The 21,172-nt window shown below is 62.9% G+C and carries 20 protein-coding genes; 18 read left to right on the top strand and 2 right to left on the bottom strand.

What is annotated here, in order from left to right; genetic code table 11:
* Positions 1–40 precede the first annotated feature (40 nt).
* The 3 genes from queD to ldcA are packed head-to-tail and all read left to right on the top strand — an operon-like array spanning position 41 to position 2,045.
* Entirely contained in the window at positions 41–487 is a 447-nt protein-coding gene (queD, locus tag JOD78_RS03850) for a 6-carboxytetrahydropterin synthase QueD (protein ID WP_034332336.1), read from the top strand.
* Positions 487–1,038: a tRNA adenosine(34) deaminase TadA gene (tadA, locus tag JOD78_RS03845; protein ID WP_034332337.1), complete on the top strand. Its 552-nt coding sequence runs from the start codon at positions 487–489 to the stop codon at positions 1,036–1,038. Before queD ends, tadA begins: the two co-directional genes overlap by 1 nt.
* Positions 1,035–2,045: a muramoyltetrapeptide carboxypeptidase gene (gene ldcA / locus JOD78_RS03840; protein WP_209569720.1), complete on the top strand. Its 1,011-nt coding sequence runs from the start codon at positions 1,035–1,037 to the stop codon at positions 2,043–2,045. Before tadA ends, ldcA begins: the two co-directional genes overlap by 4 nt.
* Positions 2,046–2,093: 48 nt before the next feature.
* On the opposite strand, the gene JOD78_RS03835 is transcribed toward ldcA, so the two are convergent.
* On the bottom strand, positions 2,094–2,666 hold the full coding sequence (locus tag JOD78_RS03835; protein ID WP_209569722.1) for a DUF1439 domain-containing protein: 573 nt from the start codon (positions 2,664–2,666) through the stop codon (positions 2,094–2,096).
* Between the two features lie 244 nt (positions 2,667–2,910).
* Here JOD78_RS03835 and JOD78_RS03830 point away from each other — a divergent pair, with 244 nt between their 5' ends.
* The 4 genes from JOD78_RS03830 to JOD78_RS03815 all read left to right on the top strand — a co-directional run bounded on the left by JOD78_RS03830 (position 2,911) and on the right by JOD78_RS03815 (position 7,873).
* Positions 2,911–4,509, top strand: a complete 1,599-nt coding sequence (locus JOD78_RS03830) for an ABC-F family ATPase (protein WP_134136421.1) — start codon at positions 2,911–2,913, stop codon at positions 4,507–4,509.
* 37 nt (positions 4,510–4,546) lie between these two features.
* Entirely contained in the window at positions 4,547–5,686 is a 1,140-nt protein-coding gene (nadA, locus tag JOD78_RS03825; RefSeq protein ID WP_039786188.1) for a quinolinate synthase NadA, read from the top strand.
* The gene (nadC, locus tag JOD78_RS03820) at positions 5,683–6,588 is read left to right on the top strand and encodes a carboxylating nicotinate-nucleotide diphosphorylase (RefSeq protein WP_121045571.1); all 906 of its coding nucleotides are present in this window, start codon (positions 5,683–5,685) and stop codon (positions 6,586–6,588) included. Before nadA ends, nadC begins: the two co-directional genes overlap by 4 nt.
* A 169-nt stretch (positions 6,589–6,757) precedes the next feature.
* Complete coding sequence (locus JOD78_RS03815; RefSeq protein WP_121045570.1) at positions 6,758–7,873, top strand: putative zinc-binding metallopeptidase; 1,116 nt, start codon at positions 6,758–6,760, stop codon at positions 7,871–7,873.
* A gap of 109 nt (positions 7,874–7,982) precedes the next feature.
* On the opposite strand, the gene JOD78_RS03810 is transcribed toward JOD78_RS03815, so the two are convergent.
* Positions 7,983–9,326, bottom strand: a complete 1,344-nt coding sequence (locus tag JOD78_RS03810) for an MFS transporter (RefSeq protein WP_121045569.1) — start codon at positions 9,324–9,326, stop codon at positions 7,983–7,985.
* Positions 9,327–9,486: 160 nt separating this feature from the next.
* Here JOD78_RS03810 and cyoA point away from each other — a divergent pair, with 160 nt between their 5' ends.
* From cyoA to JOD78_RS03755, 11 genes are all read left to right on the top strand, one after another.
* A complete protein-coding gene (cyoA, locus tag JOD78_RS03805) occupies positions 9,487–10,419 on the top strand; it encodes a ubiquinol oxidase subunit II (RefSeq protein WP_034331667.1) in 933 nt (310 codons plus the stop codon).
* Positions 10,420–10,495: 76 nt separating this feature from the next.
* Positions 10,496–12,499, top strand: a complete 2,004-nt coding sequence (gene cyoB / locus JOD78_RS03800) for a cytochrome o ubiquinol oxidase subunit I (protein WP_121045568.1) — start codon at positions 10,496–10,498, stop codon at positions 12,497–12,499.
* Complete coding sequence (gene cyoC / locus JOD78_RS03795) at positions 12,492–13,118, top strand: cytochrome o ubiquinol oxidase subunit III (protein ID WP_121045567.1); 627 nt, start codon at positions 12,492–12,494, stop codon at positions 13,116–13,118. The genes cyoB and cyoC overlap by 8 nt, the downstream gene beginning before the upstream one ends.
* Entirely contained in the window at positions 13,115–13,597 is a 483-nt protein-coding gene (gene cyoD / locus JOD78_RS03790) for a cytochrome o ubiquinol oxidase subunit IV (protein WP_121045566.1), read from the top strand. Before cyoC ends, cyoD begins: the two co-directional genes overlap by 4 nt.
* Complete coding sequence (locus JOD78_RS03785) at positions 13,594–14,445, top strand: SURF1 family protein (RefSeq protein ID WP_209569724.1); 852 nt, start codon at positions 13,594–13,596, stop codon at positions 14,443–14,445. The genes cyoD and JOD78_RS03785 overlap by 4 nt, the downstream gene beginning before the upstream one ends.
* 3 nt (positions 14,446–14,448) lie before the next feature.
* Complete coding sequence (locus JOD78_RS03780; RefSeq protein WP_209569726.1) at positions 14,449–15,831, top strand: ATP-binding protein; 1,383 nt, start codon at positions 14,449–14,451, stop codon at positions 15,829–15,831.
* A gap of 129 nt (positions 15,832–15,960) precedes the next feature.
* Entirely contained in the window at positions 15,961–16,497 is a 537-nt protein-coding gene (locus JOD78_RS03775) for a response regulator transcription factor (RefSeq protein WP_121045563.1), read from the top strand.
* 85 nt (positions 16,498–16,582) lie between these two features.
* Positions 16,583–17,797: an ABC transporter substrate-binding protein gene (locus tag JOD78_RS03770; RefSeq protein ID WP_034329238.1), complete on the top strand. Its 1,215-nt coding sequence runs from the start codon at positions 16,583–16,585 to the stop codon at positions 17,795–17,797.
* A 49-nt stretch (positions 17,798–17,846) separates the two neighbouring features.
* Positions 17,847–19,742: an ABC transporter permease gene (locus tag JOD78_RS03765; protein WP_209569727.1), complete on the top strand. Its 1,896-nt coding sequence runs from the start codon at positions 17,847–17,849 to the stop codon at positions 19,740–19,742.
* Positions 19,739–20,500 carry an ABC transporter ATP-binding protein gene (locus JOD78_RS03760; protein ID WP_121045560.1) on the top strand — a complete coding sequence of 254 codons (762 nt, stop codon included), beginning with the start codon at positions 19,739–19,741 and terminating at the stop codon, positions 20,498–20,500. Before JOD78_RS03765 ends, JOD78_RS03760 begins: the two co-directional genes overlap by 4 nt.
* Complete coding sequence (locus tag JOD78_RS03755) at positions 20,497–21,150, top strand: ABC transporter ATP-binding protein (protein ID WP_204726433.1); 654 nt, start codon at positions 20,497–20,499, stop codon at positions 21,148–21,150. Before JOD78_RS03760 ends, JOD78_RS03755 begins: the two co-directional genes overlap by 4 nt.
* Positions 21,151–21,172 lie beyond the last annotated feature (22 nt).

The following is a 21,172-nucleotide window of genomic DNA, read 5'->3' as shown; positions in this document are numbered from 1 at the left end:
CTGCACGGCTTGTGCGGCGGCCATCCTCGAAGAAACATTCATGCTCACCATTACCCGCAAACTCGAATTCGACGCCGGCCACCGCATTCCGGACCACAAGAGCCAGTGCCGCAACCTGCACGGCCACCGCTACACGCTGGAAATCACCCTGACCGGCGCGGTCATCGACATCGAGGGCAATTCCGACAATGGCATGATCATGGACTTCTCCGACATCAAGGCCCTGGCCAAGGAGCACCTGGTCGATGTCTGGGACCATGCCTTCCTGGTCTATGAAAAGGACGCGCCGGTCCGCGACTTCCTGGCCAGCCTGCCGGGCCACAAGACGGTCATCATCGGCAGCATCCCGACGGTCGAAAACCTGGCCCGCGAAGCCTTCGCCATCCTCAAGGCAGCCTACAAGGACCGCTACGGCACCGGCCTGCATCTGCAGAAGCTGGTGCTGCACGAAACGCCCAATTGCTGGGCTGAAATCACGGCCGACTGATGGACGGCGCTGTCCTCCCGCAAGCCATCACCGAGGCCGACCTGCGCCACATGCGCGCCGCGCTCGACCAGGCCAACAATGCCTGGGCGCTGGGCGAGGTGCCGGTGGGTGCGGTGGTGGTCAAGGATGGCGTGGTGATCGCCACCGGCTTCAACCAGCCCATCGGCAAGCACGATCCGACCGCCCATGCGGAGATCATGGCGCTGCGCCGGGCGGCCGAGAAGCTGGGCAACTATCGCCTGCCCGGATGTGAACTCTACGTCACGCTGGAACCCTGCGTGATGTGCTCCGGCGCCATGATGCACGCCCGCCTGGCGCGCGTGGTGTATGGCGCGGCCGATCCAAAGACCGGTGCGTGCGGCTCGGTGGTGAACCTGTTTGAACAGGACAAGCTGAACCATCACACCGAACTGCTGGGCGGCGTGATGGCCGAGGAATGTGGCCAGTTACTGAAAGAATTCTTCGCCATGCGACGCGAACAAGTGAAGCAGCAACGCCTGCTGGACGCCGCCGCGCAAGGCGATGCTCAAGCATCAGGTGAACCAACATGACGATCGCAACTGCTGGCCGTGAACTGCTGGAAGGACTGGTCCCGCCCGGAACGGGGGTGGCCATTGTGGCACCGTGTGGGCATGCCGGGCTGGACCCGGCCGGCGTGCAGCGTGGCGTAGCCTTGCTGGAATCGCTGGGCTGCCGGGTGCGCAATTTCTACGACCATGCCCGGCGCTACCAGCGCTTCGGCGCCACCGATGAGCAGCGCGCGGCGCAACTGATGGAAGCGGCGGCCGACCCGGAAATCGAGGTCATCATGGGGCTGCGTGGCTCCTACGGCATGAGCCGTATCCTGCCAGCGCTGGATATTCCTGCGCTCGCTGCCAGTGGCAAGCTGCTGGTGGGCTACAGCGATTTCACGGCCCTGCAGTGCTGCCTGCTGGCGCAATCCGGCTACGCCGGTTTCCAGGGGCCGATGCTCTCCGGTGACTTTGGCGCCGAATCGCCCAATTGGGCAGCGCTGGCGACCTTGTGGCGCACGCTGATTTCATCGCAGGTGGTGGTCCACAACTATGACGGCCCGGCAGGTGCAGATCGCGTCCCCAACGGCGACCGCCGTACCGATCCGCTGAGCCCGGTGCTGCAGTGCTCGGGCAAGCTGTGGGGCGGCAATCTGGCGATGATGGCGCATATGGTTGGCCATCCGCAGTTTCCCGCGATCGACGGCGGGATTCTGTTCCTGGAGGATGTGAATGAACATCCGTTCCGGGTGGAACGGATGATCCTGCAGCTGGAGCAGGCTGGCGTGCTGGCCAGGCAGAAGGCCATCCTGCTGGGCGACTTCTCGGCCTACCGCCTGGCCGAGATCGACAACGGCTACGATTTCACTGAAATGCTGGCCTTCCTGCGCCAGCGCATCGCCACCCCCATCGTGACCGGCCTGCCTTTCGGCCATGTGCGCGATCTGGTGACCCTGCCGCTGGGCGCACACGCGGAGCTGGATGCCCGCGGCGCAGAAGGCTTCACCTTGACTCTCTCGGATTATCCGACCCTGGCCCGTCGCTGAGACTGCACGCGGCCCGGCGGGCTGCTTGCGTGCTCAGTGAAGGAATCGTCACTTTTCCTTGATTTCCACCTTGACCACGTCCTGTTCGACCGTGATCTTGCCGGGCTCGAAGGTCTTGCCGTTCATCTGCAACTGCTCCGGCTTGAAGGTATAGAGCGCGTAGTCGCGCAGGAACTGGTCGGCGGCGGCATTGCCAAGGGTGGTCAACTGCTGGGCATATTGCGGCGGCAGGTCGGTGCTGTCGACCTTGTCCACCTTCGGGGCATCCAATCGCAGCGAGCGCGTGGCCGGATCGTACTTGAATGCGCTGCTCAGGGTCAGCACCGCGTTGACCGGGCGCTGCAGGAGCAGGGGATTGGCAATCTGGGCGTCGACCACGGTATTCATGCGGTTTTCGGACGGCAGCATGCCCAGGCGCGGGTTGCTGAAGGTCACGTCGAAGATGTCCATGTAGCGCATCTTGCGCGGGAATTGCGGGGCGATGGCCGTCTGCAGTTGCTGTCTGGAGACGGTGTATTCATTGGTCCAAATGTTGTAACCGGTATCGGCTGCGTGCGCTGGCAGCAGGGGCAGCGTGGATACGGCGAGGAGGGCGGTGGCGGAGAGGATGGCTCGCTTCATGCTTGCGGTTTCCAGAGTGACAAAATGGGTCAGAGCGCGCCCGGGCGCGTAAAAATCCCGGGAATTGTAAGCCAGCGCTGCAGATGAGCAACGCAAACATTGAAATTTGGCAAGATTTTGGCAGTGCGCCGCCACCGCAACACAAGCCGCATCAGGCGTGCAGTGGTAAAATGCCCGGTTTAGCGCGCCAAGGGTTCGTTGTTGACCGGCGTACGCAAGTTACATTTTTGAAAAGGTTTTCGCAGTGCTATCCACCGCAAACATCACCATGCAGTTCGGCGCCAAGCCGTTGTTCGAGAACATTTCCGTCAAGTTCGGCGATGGCAATCGCTACGGCCTGATCGGTGCCAATGGCTGCGGCAAATCCACCTTCATGAAGATTCTGGGCGGTGACCTGGAGCCGTCGGGCGGCAACGTCAGCCTGGACGTGAACGAGCGCCTGGGTAAATTGCGCCAGGACCAGTTCGCCTATGAAGAAATGCGCGTGCTGGATGTGGTCATGATGGGCCACGTGGAGATGTGGGCGGCCATGTCCGAACGCGATGCGATCTATGCCAATCCGGATGCCACCGACGACGACTACATGAAGGCCGCCGACCTGGAAGCCAAGTTCGCCGAATACGACGGCTACACCGCCGAAGCGCGTGCCGGCGAGCTGCTGCTGGGCGTGGGCGTGCCCATCGAACAGCACACCGGCCCGATGAGCAATGTCGCACCCGGCTGGAAGCTGCGCGTGCTGCTGGCCCAGGCCCTGTTTTCCAACCCGGACATCCTGCTGCTGGACGAACCGACCAACAACCTGGACATCGACACCATCCGCTGGCTGGAAGAAGTGCTCAACGAGCGCAATTCCACCATGATCATCATTTCCCACGATCGCCACTTCCTGAACCAGGTCTGTACCCACATGGCCGACATGGATTACGGCACGCTGAAGATCTATCCCGGCAACTATGACGACTACATGCTGGCGTCATCGCAAGCGCGAGCGCAGCAGTTGGCCGTCAACGCCAAGGCCAAGGAAAAAGTGGCCGAACTGCAGGACTTCGTGCGCCGCTTCTCGGCCAACAAGTCCAAGGCCCGCCAGGCGACTTCGCGCGCCAAGCAGATCGACAAGATCAAGGTCGAGGACATCAAGCCGTCTTCCCGCGTGAACCCGTTCGTGCGCTTCGAAGGCGAAAAGAAGCTGCACCGCCTGGCCGTGGAAACCCAAAGCATCACCAAGACCTACGACCGCGACATCTTCAAGAACTTCAGCATCATGGTCGAAGCCGGCGAGAAGATCGCCATCATCGGTGCCAACGGCGCGGGTAAAACCACTCTGCTGCGCAGCATCGGCGGCGACGTGACCGGCCTGCATCCGGATTCGGGCGAGGTGAAATGGGCGGAAAACGCCAACGTCGGCTATATGCCCCAGGATCCGACCGAGGAATTCGCCGGTGGCGAGACCCTGACCGACTGGATGGGCAAGTGGACCCAGGAAGGCGACGATGACCAGGCCGTGCGCGGCATTCTGGGCCGTCTGCTGTTCTCCGGCGATGATGTGAAGAAGTCGGTGAAGGTGCTCTCCGGGGGCGAAAAGGGCCGCATGATGTACGGCAAGCTGATGCTGGGCCGCCACAACGTGCTGCTGATGGATGAGCCGACCAACCACATGGATATGGAATCCATCGAATCGCTCAACATCGCACTGGAAAAGTATGCCGGTACGCTGATCTTCGTGTCGCACGACCGTGAATTCGTGTCCTCGCTGGCCACCCGCATCCTCGAAGTGAAGGACGGCCAGGTGATCGACTTCCAGGGCGGCTACGAAGACTACCTGGCCAGCCAGGGCATCGAATAATTCCCCCAACCGCATCAGCACAGCATTGTTGACCGCCATGCAAGCAACAGCAACCAAGGTCGTCGAATTCGAGCGACCGCAAATGGAGACCGGCGGCAGTTGTACCGCCAATGCGTGGGCCAAGGTACCGGCCACGCCCAGCCCCGAGGAACGCGCGCAATTGAAAGCGCGCATCCGCCAGCTGCTCAAGGAAAAGCAGGCGGTGCTGGTGGCGCACTACTACGTCGATGGCGACCTGCAGGACCTGGCCGAGGAAACCGGCGGCTGCGTCTCGGATTCGCTGGAGATGGCGCGTTTCGGCCGTGACCATGCCGCCCGGACCCTGGTCGTGGCCGGCGTGCGCTTCATGGGCGAGACGGCCAAGATCCTCAGCCCCGAAAAGCGTATCCTCATGCCCGACCTGGACGCGACCTGCTCGTTGGACCTGGGTTGCCCGGCCGATGAGTTCGCGGCCTTCTGCGACCAGCATCCGGACCGCACCGTGGTGGTGTATGCCAATACCAGCGCGGCCGTGAAGGCCCGTGCCGACTGGATGGTGACTTCCGGCATTGGTCTTGAGATCGTCCAGCACCTGCACGCCCAGGGCAAGAAGATCCTGTGGGCACCGGACAAGCACCTGGGCAGCTACATCCAGAAGCAGACCGGCGCCGACATGCTGCTGTGGCAGGGTTCCTGCCTGGTGCATGACGAATTCAAGGGTATCGAGCTGGAACTGATGCGTGCCGAACATCCGGACGCGCTGGTGCTGGTGCACCCGGAGTCGCCCGAAGCGGTGGTGGCGCAGGCCGATGTGATCGGGTCGACCTCGCAGCTGATCGCGGCGGTGCAATCGTCCGATGCGCCGGCTTTCATCGTCGCTACTGACAATGGCATCCTGCACAAGATGCGCGCAGCGGCTCCTGGCAAGCGTTTCATCGATGCACCCACCGCCGGCAACAGCGCCACCTGCAAGAGCTGCGCGCACTGCCCGTGGATGGCCATGAATGGCTTGCAGAACCTGCTGCACGTGCTGGAAACCGGCGCCAATGAAATCCACGTCGATCCGGCGATCGGCAAGCAGGCCGTGGTCTGCATCGACCGCATGCTGGACTTCGCCGCCCAGCGCAAGGCCAAGGTCCGCCCCTCGGCGCGCCTTGAAGACGAACAGCAACTGTTTGCAGGAATCGGCCCCGCATGACGCTCCACGCCCTCAAGACTGCCTCGACCATCGCGGCCAGCAATCTGCGCAATCCCTTCGGTCCTTTCGATGCCGCGCTGCATGCAGCTTTCGACGCCAACGTCAACCAGGCCATCGCCGAGGATGTGGGCGACTGCGACTACACGGGTCTCCTGGTACCGGAAAACGAATTCGTGAAGGCCCGCGTCATCGTGCGCGAAGCTGCCGTGCTGTGCGGTGCGCCCTGGTTCGAGGCCGTCATGACCCGGCTCGACCCGCGCCTGCAGGTCAGCTGGAGCTATGCCGAAGGCGACCTGATGGCCGCCGACAGCGAGGTCTGCACCATCGAAGGCCCGGCTCGTGCCTTGCTGACCGCCGAGCGCGGCGCACTCAATTTCCTGCAGCTGCTTTCGGGCGTGGCCAGCGCTACCCGTCGTTACGTGGAAGTAGTGCAGGGTACGCGCGCGGCCATCCTCGATACCCGCAAGACCTTGCCCGGTCTGCGCCTGGCGCAGAAATACGCGGTGCGGGTGGGCGGCGGTGCCAACCAGCGCCTGGCGCTGTATGACGGCATCCTCATCAAGGAAAACCACATCGCGGCCGCCGGCGGCATCACTGCGGCTGTGGCTGCCGCCTTGAAGCTCAACGCAGGCGTGACCATCCAGGTCGAGGTGGAAAGCATTGCCGAGCTCAATGAAGCCCTGCAGGCTGGTGCCGAATCGATTCTGCTGGACAACTTTTCTCTGGACATGATGCGCGAGGCCGTAGCCGTCAATGCGGGGCGCGCCTTGCTTGAAGCGTCCGGCGGCATCAACATGCAGACCGTGCGCGCCATTGCCGAGACCGGCGTGGATCGCATCTCGATTGGCAGCCTCACCAAGGATATCCAGGCGACCGATTTTTCCTTGCGCGTGATTGGCTGACCGGCTGAACGGCCGGCCTCACCCTTGCATCGGCCTGGCGCAGTAACTTGCACCAGGCTTCACTTTTTTGCGTTCCTGCATGCAGGAACGTATCTCGGTTTTCCCCTTCAAACGCCAGATGCCGACGACAATGCTTCGTTGGCAATGACGATAAACAACGGGGGAGCCCATGAAAACCTTTCACTGCGACAATTGCAGCGCGCAAGTCTTCTTCGAAAACACCGTATGTGGCAATTGCGGCTGGATGCTGGGTTATCAGCCACAATTGCAGGCCATTGCCAGCTTTTCGCCGCTGGAGCCGGCAGCCGCACCGGCGCCGGACGCCAACGCCGTCGTCCCTGAAGCCGGGCCGGGACGCTGGCGCAGCGTCAAGCCGCAGAATGAGGGTCTGGTGTTCAAGCAGTGCGTCAACTACTGGCGCGAAAACATCTGCAACTGGATGCTCGATGAGCGCGAGCCGCACGAACTGTGTGCCTCCTGCCGCCTCACGCGCGTCATTCCCAATCTCGACGAAGGCAACAACCGGGTGCTGTGGAGCCGCCTGGAGACGGCCAAGCGGCGCCTGCTGCATTCTCTCTGGACCTTGCAATTGCAGCCGGTACCGAAGATGGAAGATGAAGAAGCCGGCCTGGCCTTCGAATTCCTGCAAGACCTTCCGCATGGCGAGCGGGTGCTGACCGGGCATGCCGATGGCGTCATCACCATCAACATTGCCGAAGCCGATCCCGCCTACCGCGAACAGGCGCGCGAGCAGATGGCCGAGCCGTATCGCACGCTGCTGGGGCATTTCCGGCATGAGAGCGGCCATTACTATTTCGACCGGCTGGTGGCGCCAACCGACTGGATCACACGGTTCCGGGAGATGTTCGGTGACGAGCGCCAGGACTATGGCGAAGCGCTCAAGGCTCATTACGAGAATGGCCCGCGCCCGGACTGGGAAGAAAACTTCGTCAGTGCCTACGCCAGCAGCCACCCCTGGGAAGACTGGGCGGAGACCTGGGCCCATTATCTTCATATGTTCGATACGCTGGAGACGGCCTATGCCTGCGGCGTGCAGCTGCGGCCGCGCCATGAGGGCGAGCAGAAGCTGGTCATCAAGGCGCCGCCGGTGGCGGCCGGTTCCTTTGACGAACTGGCCCGCGAGTGGTTTGCGCTGACCTATGTGCTCAACAGCCTCAATCGCAGCATTGGCATGCCGGATTCCTATCCCTTCACCTTGTCTACGCCGGTGCTGCAGAAATTGCGCTTCGTGCATGAGGTGGTCAATGGCGGCGCGCCTGCTTGAGGCTCGCAGGATTGTTCACTCACATGCGCGTCGCCCATTAAAAAACCCGGAAGTTTCCTTCCGGGTTTTTTCTTCATCAGGCAAGCCGTGACGTAGAGTTCAGGCTGTTTCAGTCATCACGCCCTTCCAGCGCCCGGTTCAGGCTCAACGCCGCCAGCGAACCCACAGCGCCCGACAGCAGGTAGAAGCTTACGTAGGCCATGCCGAAGTGCGCTGACAAGCCCAGTGCGACCAGCGGTGCGAAACCGGCACCGACCAGCCAGGCCAGGTCTGACGTCAGGGCCGCGCCGGTGTAGCGATAGCGGGTCTTGAAGTTGGCCGTCACGGCGCCGGCAGCCTGGCCGTAAGACAAGCCCAAGAGCGCAAAGCCGATCAGGATGAAGGTGTTCTGGCCGGATTCGCCGCCATTCATCAAGCTCGGGACGAAGGCCGACAGGATAGCGATCAGCAATGCCATCGAACCCAGGGTATTGCGGCGCCCGAAGCGATCCGCAATCAGGCCCGATACCACGATGCCAGCTGCCATGATCACACCGCCCCAGATCTGGATCACCAGGAAAGCCGAGGCTTCACGCAGCGAATACAGTTTGATCCACGACAGCGGGAATACCGTCACCAGGTGGAACAGCGCATAGCTGGCCAGGGCGGCGAGGGCGCCGATGATGATGTTGCGGCCTTGGGTGGTGGCCAGCTCAACCACGCCGGCCGGCTCCAGTTCGCGTTCATCGAGCAGCTTGGCGTATTCCGGCGCCGACACCAGGCGCAGGCGCGAGAACAGGGCCACCACGTTGATGGCAAAGGCCACATAGAAGGGGAAGCGCCAGCCCCAGTCAAGGAAGTCCGCCGTGGTCAGCGTGGCCAGCATGTAGGCAAACAGGCTGGCGGCAATCACGAAGCCCAGCGGCGCGCCCAGCTGGCCCAGTGCGGCATACCAGCCACGCTTGTTCGGCGGGGCGTTCATCGCCAGCAGCGAAGGCAGGCCGTCCCACGCACCGCCCAGCGCCACCCCTTGACCGACACGCAAGAGCGAGAGCAAGATGATGGCCCACACACCAATGTGTTCGTAAGTTGGCAATAACGCAATGCCCGCAGTCGAAAAGCCGAGCATGAACAACGCCAGCGTCAGTTTCACCTCTCGGCCGTAGTGCTTTTGAATCGCCATGAAGATCGTGGTCCCGATGGGGCGGGCCAGGAAGGCGAAGGCAAAGATCACGAAGGCGTAGAGCGTGCCTTCCAGTTTCGGTTCGTTGGGAAAGAAGACCGCCGGGAACACCAACACTGAAGCCAGTGCATAAACGAAGAAGTCGAAGTATTCGGACGCGCGTCCGATCACCACGCCCACCGCGATCTCACCGGGTTCGATCGTGCCGTGTTCGTGGTGAGTGGAAGGATTGCTGGATTGAGGCCGGAGTTGACCGGAACCTTCACCATTGTGGATGCTGGTGCTTGCCATGGCTTTGTCTCCCACTGTTAGAGGTTTAGTCGCAGTACGTGCTACAAATCCCAACCTGGCAGGTGGCAAGTGACAGGGTGGGACAAAACGTCCAATCGCCAACACACTTTATTGGCGTTACATTACCACGCTCTGATACATACGACTGGAATTTTCCTTCATGGTTTCTCAAATCCTCCGTCGCGGATTGCTCCTGCTTCCTGCGCTTCTGTTGGCTGGGTGCAACACCGTCGTGATGAATCCTTCCGGCGACATCGCTAACCAGCAAGCACGCCTGATCGTCATCTCGACCGCGTTGATGCTGCTCATCATCGTCCCGGTGATCATCCTGACGCTGCTGTTCGCATGGCGTTATCGCAAGAGCAACACTTCCGCTCCCTACGAGCCGGACTGGGATCACTCGACCCGCCTGGAACTGGTCATCTGGGGCGCACCCCTGCTGATCATCATCGCCCTGGGCCTGTTGACCTGGATCACCACCCACACCCTGGACCCGTACCGTCCGCTCTCGCGCATCGACGCCGAGCGTCCGCTGTCGCCTCAGGTCAAGCCGCTGGTGGTGGAAGTCGTGGCGCTGGACTGGAAGTGGCTGTTCATTTATCCGGAGCAGGGCATCGCTACCGTCAATGAACTGGCCGCACCCGTGGATACCCCTATCCAGTTCAAGATCACTGCCTCCAACGTGATGAACTCGTTCTACATCCCGGCACTGGCAGGCCAGATCTACGCGATGCCGAGCATGGAAACCAAGCTGCACGCCGTGATTAACAAGGCCGGCGAATACGACGGTTTCTCCGCCAATTACAGCGGTGCCGGCTTCTCGCACATGCGCTTCAAGTTCCATGGCCTGGACCAGGCCGGCTTTGACGCCTGGGTGCAGAAGGCCAAGGCGGGCGCGGGCAAGCTGGACCGTGCCGAATACCTGAAGCTGGAACAGCCGAGTGAACGTGAACCTGCCCGCCTGATCGGCAGCGTCGAGCCCGAACTGTTCCACGCCATCGTGAATCGTTGCGTCGCACCCAACACGGTTTGCATGGACAAGATGATGGCCACCGACCTGAACGTGAAACCGGGCCAGCAAAAGGCCGAATGATTTCCTTGCCTGGTAGCCGTATCAGCGCAGCAGAACACCGCTGCGCCCCCATTTCCTTTTTCCCCGGGAAGTAAAGATGTCTGACAATTTTGACCTGATAAAGCTGATCTTCGGTCGTCTCAGTCTGGAAGCGATTCCATACCATGAGCCGATCCTGATCGGTACCTTCGCCATGGTGGCGCTGGGCGGCATAGTAGTACTCGGCCTGCTCACCAAATATCGCCTGTGGGGCATGCTGTGGCGCGACTGGTTCACCAGTATCGACCACAAGCGCATCGGCATCATGTACATCGTGCTGGCCATCGTCATGCTGCTGCGCGGCTTTGCCGATGCGCTGATGATGCGTGCGCAGCAAGCCATCGCCTTTGGCGACAATGCCGGCTTCCTGCCGCCGCACCACTATGACCAGGTGTTCACCGCCCACGGCGTGATCATGATTTTCTTCGTGGCCATGCCCCTGGTGACCGGTCTGATGAACTACGTCGTGCCCCTGCAGATCGGTGCACGTGACGTGGCCTTCCCCTTCCTGAACAACTTCAGCTTCTGGATGACCACCTTCGGCGCACTGCTGGTGATGGCCTCGCTGTTCGTGGGCGAATTCGCCCGCACCGGCTGGCTGGCTTACCCGCCGCTGTCGGGCATCCTGTACAGCCCTGACGTGGGGGTGGATTACTACATCTGGGCCTTGCAGGTGGCCGGGGTAGGGACACTGCTCTCAGGCATCAACCTGGTGGTGACCATCGTCAAGATGCGCGCCCCGGGCATGAACATGATGAAGATGCCGGTCTTCACCTGGACCTCGCTGTGTACCAACGTCCTGATCGTGGCTGCCTTCCCTGTGCTGACCGCCGTGCTGGCCATGCTGTCCCTGGATCGCGTCTTCGGCACCAACTTCTTCACCAACGACATGGGCGGCAACGCCATGATGTACGTGAACCTGATCTGGATCTGGGGCCACCCCGAGGTCTACATCCTGGTGCTGCCGGCCTTCGGCATCTTCTCTGAAATCGTCTCGACCTTCAGCGGCAAGCGCCTGTTCGGCTACACCTCCATGGTCTACGCGACCGTGGTGATCACCATCCTGTCCTACCTGGTGTGGCTGCACCACTTCTTCACCATGGGTTCGGGTGCCAGCGTGAACTCGTTCTTCGGCATCACCACGATGATCATCTCGATCCCGACCGGTGCCAAGATCTTCAACTGGCTCTTCACGATGTACCGTGGCCGCATCCGCTTCGAAGTCCCGATGCTGTGGACCATCGGTTTCATGGTCACCTTCGTCATCGGTGGCATGACCGGCGTGCTGCTGGCCGTTCCCCCGGCTGACTTCGTGCTGCACAACTCGCTGTTCCTGATCGCCCACTTCCACAACGTCATCATCGGCGGCGTGGTGTTCGGCATGTTCGCCGGCATCAACTTCTGGTTCCCGAAGGCCTTCGGCTTCAAGCTGAACGAATTCTGGGGCAAGTGCTCGTTCTGGTTCTGGCTGGTCGGCTTCTACCTGGCCTTCATGCCGCTGTATGTACTGGGCCTGATGGGCGTGACCCGCCGCATGAGCCACTTCGATGATCCGTCGCTGCAGATCTGGTTCGTCACCGCTGCCGTTGGTGCTGGCCTGATCGCCCTGGGCATCGGTTCCTTCATCATCCAGATCGCCGTCTCGATCCGCGACCGCAAGAAGCTGGCCGATGTGACCGGCGACCCGTGGAACGGCCGTACCCTGGAATGGTCGACTTCCTCGCCGCCGCCGGCCTACAACTTCGCCTTCACCCCGGTCGTGCATGACAACGACGCCTGGGCTGACATGAAGAAGAACAAGTATCAGCGTCCGCTGGGTGATTTCGTGGAAATCCACATGCCCAAGAACACCGGTGCCGGCTTCATCATCGCTGCGCTGTCGGCAGCGCTGGGCTTCACCCTGATCTGGCACATGTGGCTGCCGGCCGTGGCAATCTTCGTTGTTCTGGTTGCCGCCACCATCATCCACACCTTTAATTACAACCGCGACTACTACATCCCGGCCGACGAAGTCGTCCGTGTCGAAGCAGAGCGCACACGTCTGTTGAATAGCCATGTCTGAAGCAATCAACCACACGGCCGACGCGACGCCTAGCTCGCGCTACTTCGTCCGCCATCACCATCCGGAGAACGGCACTTTGCTGGGCTTCTGGATCTACCTGATGAGCGATTGCCTGATCTTCGCCTGCCTGTTTGCGTGCTACGCCGTCCTGGGCCGCAACTATGCAGGCGGTCCGACCGGTGCCGAGCTGTTCGACCTGCCGCTGGTGGCGCTGAACACCGCGCTGCTGCTGCTGTCGTCGATCACCTACGGTTTCGCCATGCTGGCCATGCAGGCCAAGAAGCAGCAGAACACCATCATCTGGCTGATCATCACGGGTCTGCTGGGTGCCGGCTTCATCTACTTCGAACTGTATGAGTTCCTGCACCTGATCCACGAAGGCGCGGGCCCGTCCCGCAGCGGCTTCCTGACCTCGTTCTTCGCGCTGGTCGGAACCCACGGCCTGCACGTGACGTTCGGCATCATCTGGCTGATCGTGCTGCTGTTCCAGATCAACAAGCACGGCCTGACCGAAGCCAACGGCCGCCGCCTGATGTGCCTGTCGATGTTCTGGCACTTCCTGGACGTGGTCTGGATCGGCGTCTTCACCTTTGTCTATCTGATGGGAGTCCTGCCATGAGCCGCGGCCACCAAGAACACCCGGCCCGACCGATGGGCCATCACGACGACCATGACCATGGTCACGGCCATGGTCATGGCGACCACGCCGCCCACGGCACGATGAAGGATTACGTCACCGGCTTCGTGCTGGCCGTGATCCTGACCGCGATCCCGTTCTGGATGGTCATGAACAAGACCATCGCCAGCTCGGCGACCCTGGGCATCGTGCTGCTGGCCCTGGCGGCCGTGCAGATCGTGGTGCACATCCGCTACTTCCTGCACATGAACGGCAAGTCCGAAGGCGGCTGGAACATGCTGGCGATGATCTTCACCATCGTCATCGTGGTCATTACGCTGTCCGGTTCGCTGTGGGTCATGTATCACCTGAACCACAACATGATGCCGACCATGTCGCCTGAAAACATGCCGACCGAAACCGTGCCGCAGTCGATGCAGGGCATGCAGGGCATGCAACACGGCGCAGCCCCATCGAAATGAGCCCGACGCCAACTGATGGCGTGACGCAAGGCAAAGAAAGCGGGGCGGCGCAAGCCGCCCCGGTATCCCGCACAAAGGCCAGCTTGTTGCTGCTGACGCTTTTGGCGGGATTTTTCTTTCTGGTCTTCGCTGCGCTGGGAACCTGGCAGGTCTATCGCCTGCAATGGAAGCTGGACCTGATCGCCAAGGTCGACGCCCGGGTGCACGCCGCACCGGTGGCGCCACCCGCTGCGCAGGACTGGCCGAACGTGACCGCCGAACGCGATGAGTACAAGCGCGTGGCCTTGAGCGGCCGCTACCTGTACAGCAAGACGGTGGCCGTGCAGGCCAGTACCGACCTGGGCAGCGGAGCGTGGCTGCTGACGCCCTTGCAGATGGCCGATGGCAGCGTAGTGCTGATCAATCGCGGGTTCGTGCCGGTCTCGCCGCTCAAACTGGCTGACTCCCAGCTGGCGGATGCGCCTGCAGGCCAACTGAACGAAGTGACTGGATTGCTGCGCATGAGCGAGCAGGGCGGCGGTTTCCTGCGCAGCAATGACGCCGCGCAGAACCGCTGGTATTCGCGCGATGTGAAGGCAATTGCACAAGCCCGACATTTGCCAGCGGGGCAGGTGGCACCGTATTTCGTCGATGCCGACAAGGCGTCGTCGGAAGCCAATGCCGCCAGCGCTCCTGATGCGCAGAAACCCGTCGGCGGCCTGACCGTGATCGCCTTCCACAACAGCCACCTGGTCTATGCCCTGACCTGGTATGCCCTGGCGCTCATGTCGCTGGGTGCGGGCTATTGGGTGATCCGCGACGAACGCCGCTGGCGCCAGCGCATCCAGGATGCGCAAGCCAGGGGCTGAGCGATGACTGCCTCCGACACCGTCGCCAAGCGCAAGACCCTGCGCGAGCGCTGGCAGCGCCTGCGCCAGGGCGAGCAGAACCCGGCCGGCCACCAGAACATGCTGCTGCTGATCCAGCTGCGCTGGCTGGCGGTGCTGGGGCAGGTCTCCACGATTGCCTTCGTGGTGCTGGTGTTCGACCTGCACCTGCCGCTGCCGCACATGCTGGAGGTGCTTTCCTGCCTGATCGCCTTCAACATCGCCAGCCACCTGCGCTGGCATGAACGGCGCATCGCCACCAATGCCGAACTGTTCCTGGCCTTGCTGGTGGATGTGGCGGTGCTGACCTTCCAGCTTTACCTGAGCGGCGGTATCACCAATCCCTTCGCGTTCCTGTACCTGATGCAGATCATCCTCTCGGCCGTGCTCCTGAAGCCCTGGTCGAGCTGGGCCATCGTCGCCGTGACCATGGCCTGCCTGGCGGGGCTGGCACTGTTTTCCGAGCCGCTGGCACTGCCGCCGGACCACAACGCGGGCTTGCTGAGCCTGTATGTGGAGGGTACGCTGATCTGCTTCCTGCTCAATGCCGGGCTGATGGTGTTCTTCATCACCCGCATCAGCAGCAACCTGCGCGCCGGTGATGCCTTGCTGGCCGACCTGCGCCAGCGTGCCGCTGAAGAGGACCATATCGTGCGCATGGGCCTGCTGGCTTCCGGTGCGGCGCACGAGCTGGGCACGCCGCTGGCGACCGTCTCCGTGATCTTGGGTGACTGGAAGCGCATGCCCGAAATCAGCCAGCGCGCCGACATGCTGGAAGACATCGCCGAGATGGAAGCCCAGCTGCAGCGCTGCAAATCCATCGTCAGCGGCGTGTTGCTGTCGGCCGGCGAGGCGCGCGGCGAATCGTCCATCAAGACCACGATCAACACCTTCCTCGACAGCGTCGCCGAAGACTGGCGCAAGACGCGGCCGGTGGAGATCTTCGAATACCGCAACCTGATCGGGCAGGATGTGCCGGTCGCCTTCGACTCGGCCATCAAGCAGATGCTGGGCAACGTGCTGGACAATGCCTTCGAGGTCTCGCCGCAATGGCTGGCGCTGGAGGTGAGGCGGGAAGGGGATCTGCTGCTCATGGAAGTGAGCGATCGCGGCCCCGGCTTCCCCGACTGGATGATCAACCAGATCGGCAAGCCCTACCAGTCCACCAAGGGCAAGCCGGGTCGTGGCCTGGGCCTGTTCTTTGTGGTCAACGTCGCGCGCAAGCTGGGCGGACGGGTCTGGGCCAGCAATCGTGCCGCGGGTGGTGCGCGCGTGACGCTTGAGCTGCCGCTGTCGGCCATCAGCCTGGCCCCGCTGACCGAAACGGAGCCTAGCAGCGAACCACCGGACTATCCGATGGGCGCTTGATGTGCCGCAAGCCGCGCCTGACGCGGCATTGACCGTGATCATTTCCTTTTTCTTCATGTGCTGGCGATGTCCGGCGCCGTCTCGCCTTACAATACCGGCTTTGGCAAAGCAGAAAAATAGGAAATGCACATGCCGGCTGATCGCCTGCTTCTGATCATCGAGGACGACGCCGCCTTCGCACGCACCTTGGGACGCTCCTTCGAGCGTCGCGGCTACACCGTCCTGCTGGCCGCCAGCCAGGAGGAAGCGGCGGCCCACCTGAAAGAACACAGTCCCGGCTATGCCGTGGTCGACCTGAAACTGGGCGGCAACGCCTCCGGCCTGGCTTGCGTGCAGATGCTGCATGCCCACGATGAAGCCATGCTCATTGTCGTGTTGACCGGCTTCGCCAGCATCACCACGGCGGTGGAAGCCATCAAGCTGGGCGCCTGCCAGTACCTCGCCAAACCCTCCAATACCGACGACATCGAAGCCGCCTTCGGCCACGTGGCCGGTGCCTCCGACGTCGAACTGCCCGCGCGCGCCACCTCCATCAAGACCCTGGAATGGGAACGCATCCACGAGGTGCTGGTGGAAACCGATTTCAACATCTCCGAAACCGCGCGCCGCCTCGGTATGCACCGCCGTACCCTGGCGCGCAAGCTGGAAAAACAGCGTGTGAAGTAATCTGCACACGGCCGCGCCAGCGGTTATCATTACGCCCGCGCCGCGCGCCGCAACGGCCGGGGCACTCTCACCAGAAGGGAATGACGTGAACCATTTCAACTTCCAGCGCGGCCTGCTGTGGGCGTGCGCCGCGACCATCGTGAATCTTTCTGCAGGCGCAGCCCAGGCCCAGGAGACCATCAAGATCGGCGAGATCAACAGCTACAAGGCGCAGCCTGCCTTCCTCGAGCCGTACCGCCGGGGCTGGGAGATGGCCCTGGATGAAGTCAATGCAGCCGGTGGCGTGCTGGGCAAGAAGCTGGAAGTGATCGCCCGCGACGACAATGGCAACCCCGGCGATTCGGTACGCGTGGCCGAAGAACTGATGGCGCGTGAACGCGTGGCGCTGCTCTTTGGCGGCTTCCTCTCCAATACCGGCCTGGCGCTCACCGATTACGCCAAGCAGCACAAGGTCTTCTTCCTGGCGGCCGAGCCGCTGACCGACAAGATCGTCTGGCAGAACGGCAACAAGTACACCTACCGCCTGCGTCCGTCCACCTACATGCTGGTGGCGTCGGTGGTGAAAGAAGCCGCCAAGCTGAAGAAGAAACGCTGGGCCATCGTCTATCCCAACTATGAATACGGCCAGTCCGCCGTCGCCAGCTTCAAGACCCTGCTCAAGCAAGCCCAGCCGGATGTGGAATTCGTCGCCGAACAAGCGCCGCCGCTGGGCAAGATCGATGCGGGCGCGGTCACGCAGGCGCTGGCCGATGCCAAGCCGGATGCCATCTTCAATGCACTCTTCGCCGCCGATCTGGGCAAGTTCGTGCGTGAAGGCAATACGCGCGGCCTGTTCGATCAGGTGGAGGTGGTGTCGCTGCTGACCGGCGAACCTGAATACCTCGATCCGCTGAAGAACGAAGCCCCGCAGAACTGGATCGTCACCGGCTATCCCTGGTACGCCATCAACACCCCCGAACACAAGAAATTCGTGGACGCCTATCGCAAGAAATTCAACGACTACCCGCGCAATGGTTCGCTGGTCGGCTACAGCGCGTTGATGTCGATTGCCGCCGGCATCAAGAAGGCCGGCAGCACCGATGCCGACAAGCTCGCTGCGGCCTTCTCGGGCCTGAAGGTGGAGACGCCGGTGGCCTCCATCGTCTATCGCCCGCAGGATCACCAGTCCACGCTGGGCGCTTTCGTCGGTCGTACCGGCATCAAGGACGGCAAGGGCATCATGACCAGCTTCAGCTATGTCGACGGCGCCAGCCTGCAGTTGCCGGATGCCGAGGTCAAGAAGCTGCGTCCGGCGGATTGACCTGCCACGCTGATCTTGCTCACGTTCCAATGCGGCCGTTGCTGATGCCATGACGCTTGCCAGCCTCACCGTCCAGCTGCTCAATGGCCTGGCCGATGCTTCCGCGATGTTTTTGGTGGCGGCAGGCCTGTCGCTGATCTTCGGCGTTACACGGATCGTCAATTTTGCGCATGGCTCGTTCTACATGCTGGGGCTGTATGTGGCCTACAGCCTGGTGGAACGGCTGGGCAGCACGGCGCTCGGTTTCTGGGGCGCACTGCTGCTGGCCGCGCTCACCGTGGCCGCGCTGGGTGCCGTGGTGGAAGTGCTGGTCTTGCGTCGCATCTATCGTGCGCCGGAACTGTTCCAGCTGCTGGCCACCTTTGCCCTCGTCCTCATCATCAAGGATGCCGCCCTCTGGATCTGGGGGCCGGAAGACCTGTTCGGCCCGCGTGCGCCCGGGCTCTCCGGCGCCGTACATCTGCTGGGGCGTCGGCTGCCTCAGTATGACTTGCTGCTCATCGTCATCGGTCCGCTGGTGTTCGGGCTGCTGTGGCTGCTGCTCAACCGCACGCGCTGGGGCACGCTCATCCGCGCCGCGACGCAGGATCGCGAGATGCTCGGTGCGCTGGGCGTCAATCAGGCCTGGCTGTTCACGGCCGTCTTCGCGCTGGGCTGCTTCCTGGCCGGATTGGGCGGCGCGCTGCAAGGGCCACGCATGCCGGCCAACCTGGCACTGGATCTCGATACCATCGGCAACGCCTTCGTGGTGGTGGTGGTCGGTGGCATGGGCTCGCTCGGCGGTGCCTTCGCCGCTGCCTTGCTGATCGCCGAGGTCAAGGCGCTGTGCATTGCGTTGGGCAATGTCTCCTTGTTCGGCATCGAGGTCTCGCTCTCGCGGCTCACGCTGGTGGTGGAATTTCTGGTGATGGCGGCCATCCTGGTGATGCGCCCGTGGGGCCTGTTCGGCAAGCCGTTGGCGCTGGTGCGCAGCGGTGCCGGCCATGACGCGCCGTTGCGCACACACGGGCGCAAGGCACGCCTGGCGGGATGGACCGCGCTGCTGGCTTTGCTGGCGCTGCCCTTGCTGGCGAGCCGCTTCCCTTATCTGCCGGTGCTGATGGTGGAAATCCTGATCGCCGTCCTCTTCGCCGCCAGCCTGCATTTCCTGATGGGGCCGGGGGGCATGGTGTCCTTCGGTCACGCCGCCTATTTCGGATTGGGGGCCTATGCCGCCGCACTGGTCACGCTCAAACTGCAGTGGCCGATGCCGCTGGCCATGCTCGCCGGCGCGCTCGCGGCCATGGCTGGCGCGATCCTGTTCGGCTGGTTCTGCGTGCGGCTGTCGGGCGTGTATCTGGCCATGCTGACGCTGGCCTTCGCCCAGATTGTCTGGGCCACCTTTTTCCAGTGGGATGACCTGACCGGAGGCAGCAACGGGCTGGTCGGCATTCGTCCCGCTGAAGCGCTGGCCTCGCCGCTGGCGTACTACTACCTGGCCCTGGGCTGTGCCGCGCTTGGCGTCATTCTCCTGCGGCGCGTGATCCATGCGCCATTCGGACTGGCCTTGCGCGCCGCCCGCGACGCGGCCGTGCGCGCCGAGTCGCTGGGCATGGATGTGCGCCGCCTGCAATGGGGCGGCTTCGCCATCGCCGGGCTGTTCTGCGGATTGGCCGGTGTATTGTTCGCCTTCTCCAAGGGCAGCATCTCGCCCGAGGTGGCCAGCGTGGGGCGCTCGGTGGATGGCCTGGTGATGGTCTTGCTGGGCGGCGTGCAGAGCCTGCTCGGTCCGCTGCTGGGCGCAGCGCTGTTCACCTGGCTGCAAGACCTGGTGGCGCGCGAGACCGATTATTGGCGTGCCTTGCTGGGCGGCGTGATTCTGCTGCTGGTGTTGCTGTTCCCCGGCGGCATGGCAGGCGCGTTCAGCCGCCTGCGTGCACCGTTGAAGCGGGAGGAGGGCCCATGAGCCTGCTGCAGATCGATGGCCTGCGCAAATCCTTCGGCGGTGTCGCCGCGCTGGATGGCGTTTCCTTTACGCTGCCGGCCGGCGAGATGCTGGCGCTGATCGGACCGAACGGTGCCGGCAAGTCCACCTGCTTCAATCTCATCAACGGCCAGTTGCGTCCGGATGCCGGGCGCGTGCTGCTCGATGGCGAGGACATTGCCGGCCTTGATGCACGCCGCATCTGGCGGCGCGGCGTGGGGCGGACTTTCCAGGTGTCGGCCGCCTTCGCATCCCTGACCGTGCTCGAAAACGTCCAGGCCGCCTTGCTCTCGCATCGTCGCCGGCTGTGGCAGCTATGGCGTCCCGCTGCGGCTTGCCTGCGCGATGAAGCGATGGCCTTGCTGGCGCAGGTCGGCATGGCTGATCAGGCCGGACGGGCCTGCGGCGTGCTGGCCTATGGCGACATCAAGCGCGTCGAGCTGGCCATGGCGCTGTCCAATGCGCCGCGTCTGCTGTTGATGGATGAACCGACCGCCGGCATGGCCCCGTATGAGCGTCAGGAGCTGATGGCCCTGACGCGCCGCCTGGTCAGCGAACGCGGCTTGTCGGTACTCTTCACCGAGCACAGCATGGATGTGGTATTCGCGTTTGCCGACCGCATCATCGTGCTCGCGCGCGGCCAGTTGATCGCGCAAGGCGCACCCGAGGAAGTGCGCCAGGACGCGCGGGTACGCGAGGTCTACTTCGGCTCGGGTGCCAGCTTCGGGAGCCCGGCATGAGTGGGCCATTGTTGATGGTCGAGGGACTGCATGCCTTCTATGGGCAGGCGCATATCCTGTTCGATCTCTCGCTGGAAGTGGGGCGCGGCGAAGTGGTCGCGCTCACCGGGCGCAACGGCGCGGGAAAATCCACTACGCTCAAGGCGCTGATGGGCTTGCTGGAAGGCACGCAGGGCCAGGTCACGCTGGAGGGCCGCGACATCACGCGCCTGGCCCCTTTCCAGCGCGCCCGCCTGGGACTCGGTTTCGTGCCCGAGGACCGGCGCATCTTCACCGAACTGAGCGTTCTGCAGAATCTGGAAACCGGTCGGCAGCCTGCGCGCGCGGGCGAGCCGGCATGGACGCCGCAGGCGCTCTTCGCGCTCTTCCCCAACCTGGGCGCCATGCCGCATCGCCCCGGCGGGCGCATGAGCGGCGGCGAACAGCAGATGCTGACCATTGCCCGCACGCTCATGGGCAATCCGCACCTGCTGTTGCTGGATGAGCCTTCCGAAGGCGTGGCCCCGGTGATTGTGGAGCAGATGGCGAACATGATCCTGCAATTGAAACGGCGCGGCATGTCCATCCTCCTCTGCGAACAGAATACGCACTTCGCCGGCCTGGTCAGCGACCGCAGCTACACACTGGATCAGGGCCGCATGTTGCCGTAGGACAGCACGCCATCCCGTCAAG

This window comes from Herbaspirillum sp. 1130 (assembly GCF_017833835.1).
GTDB lineage: Bacteria > Pseudomonadota > Gammaproteobacteria > Burkholderiales > Burkholderiaceae_D > Herbaspirillum > Herbaspirillum huttiense.
Note: the sequence above shows the minus strand (reverse complement) of the source record. Positions and strands in the feature narration are given on the sequence as shown.

Coding starts and splice junctions, on each gene's coding strand:
- JOD78_RS03765 (WP_209569727.1), top strand. CDS start 17,847: ATGACGCTTGCCAGCCTCACCGTCCAGCTGCTCAATGGCCTGGCCGAT.
- JOD78_RS03815 (WP_121045570.1), top strand. CDS start 6,758: ATGAAAACCTTTCACTGCGACAATTGCAGCGCGCAAGTCTTCTTCGAA.
- JOD78_RS03835 (WP_209569722.1), bottom strand. CDS start 2,666: ATGAAGCGAGCCATCCTCTCCGCCACCGCCCTCCTCGCCGTATCCACG.
- JOD78_RS03775 (WP_121045563.1), top strand. CDS start 15,961: ATGCCGGCTGATCGCCTGCTTCTGATCATCGAGGACGACGCCGCCTTC.
- nadA (WP_039786188.1), top strand. CDS start 4,547: ATGCAAGCAACAGCAACCAAGGTCGTCGAATTCGAGCGACCGCAAATG.
- cyoB (WP_121045568.1), top strand. CDS start 10,496: ATGTCTGACAATTTTGACCTGATAAAGCTGATCTTCGGTCGTCTCAGT.
- JOD78_RS03780 (WP_209569726.1), top strand. CDS start 14,449: ATGACTGCCTCCGACACCGTCGCCAAGCGCAAGACCCTGCGCGAGCGC.
- JOD78_RS03760 (WP_121045560.1), top strand. CDS start 19,739: ATGAGCCTGCTGCAGATCGATGGCCTGCGCAAATCCTTCGGCGGTGTC.
- cyoD (WP_121045566.1), top strand. CDS start 13,115: ATGAGCCGCGGCCACCAAGAACACCCGGCCCGACCGATGGGCCATCAC.
- JOD78_RS03785 (WP_209569724.1), top strand. CDS start 13,594: ATGAGCCCGACGCCAACTGATGGCGTGACGCAAGGCAAAGAAAGCGGG.
- ldcA (WP_209569720.1), top strand. CDS start 1,035: ATGACGATCGCAACTGCTGGCCGTGAACTGCTGGAAGGACTGGTCCCG.
- cyoC (WP_121045567.1), top strand. CDS start 12,492: ATGTCTGAAGCAATCAACCACACGGCCGACGCGACGCCTAGCTCGCGC.
- JOD78_RS03755 (WP_204726433.1), top strand. CDS start 20,497: ATGAGTGGGCCATTGTTGATGGTCGAGGGACTGCATGCCTTCTATGGG.
- nadC (WP_121045571.1), top strand. CDS start 5,683: ATGACGCTCCACGCCCTCAAGACTGCCTCGACCATCGCGGCCAGCAAT.
- JOD78_RS03810 (WP_121045569.1), bottom strand. CDS start 9,326: ATGGCAAGCACCAGCATCCACAATGGTGAAGGTTCCGGTCAACTCCGG.
- queD (WP_034332336.1), top strand. CDS start 41: ATGCTCACCATTACCCGCAAACTCGAATTCGACGCCGGCCACCGCATT.
- cyoA (WP_034331667.1), top strand. CDS start 9,487: ATGGTTTCTCAAATCCTCCGTCGCGGATTGCTCCTGCTTCCTGCGCTT.
- tadA (WP_034332337.1), top strand. CDS start 487: ATGGACGGCGCTGTCCTCCCGCAAGCCATCACCGAGGCCGACCTGCGC.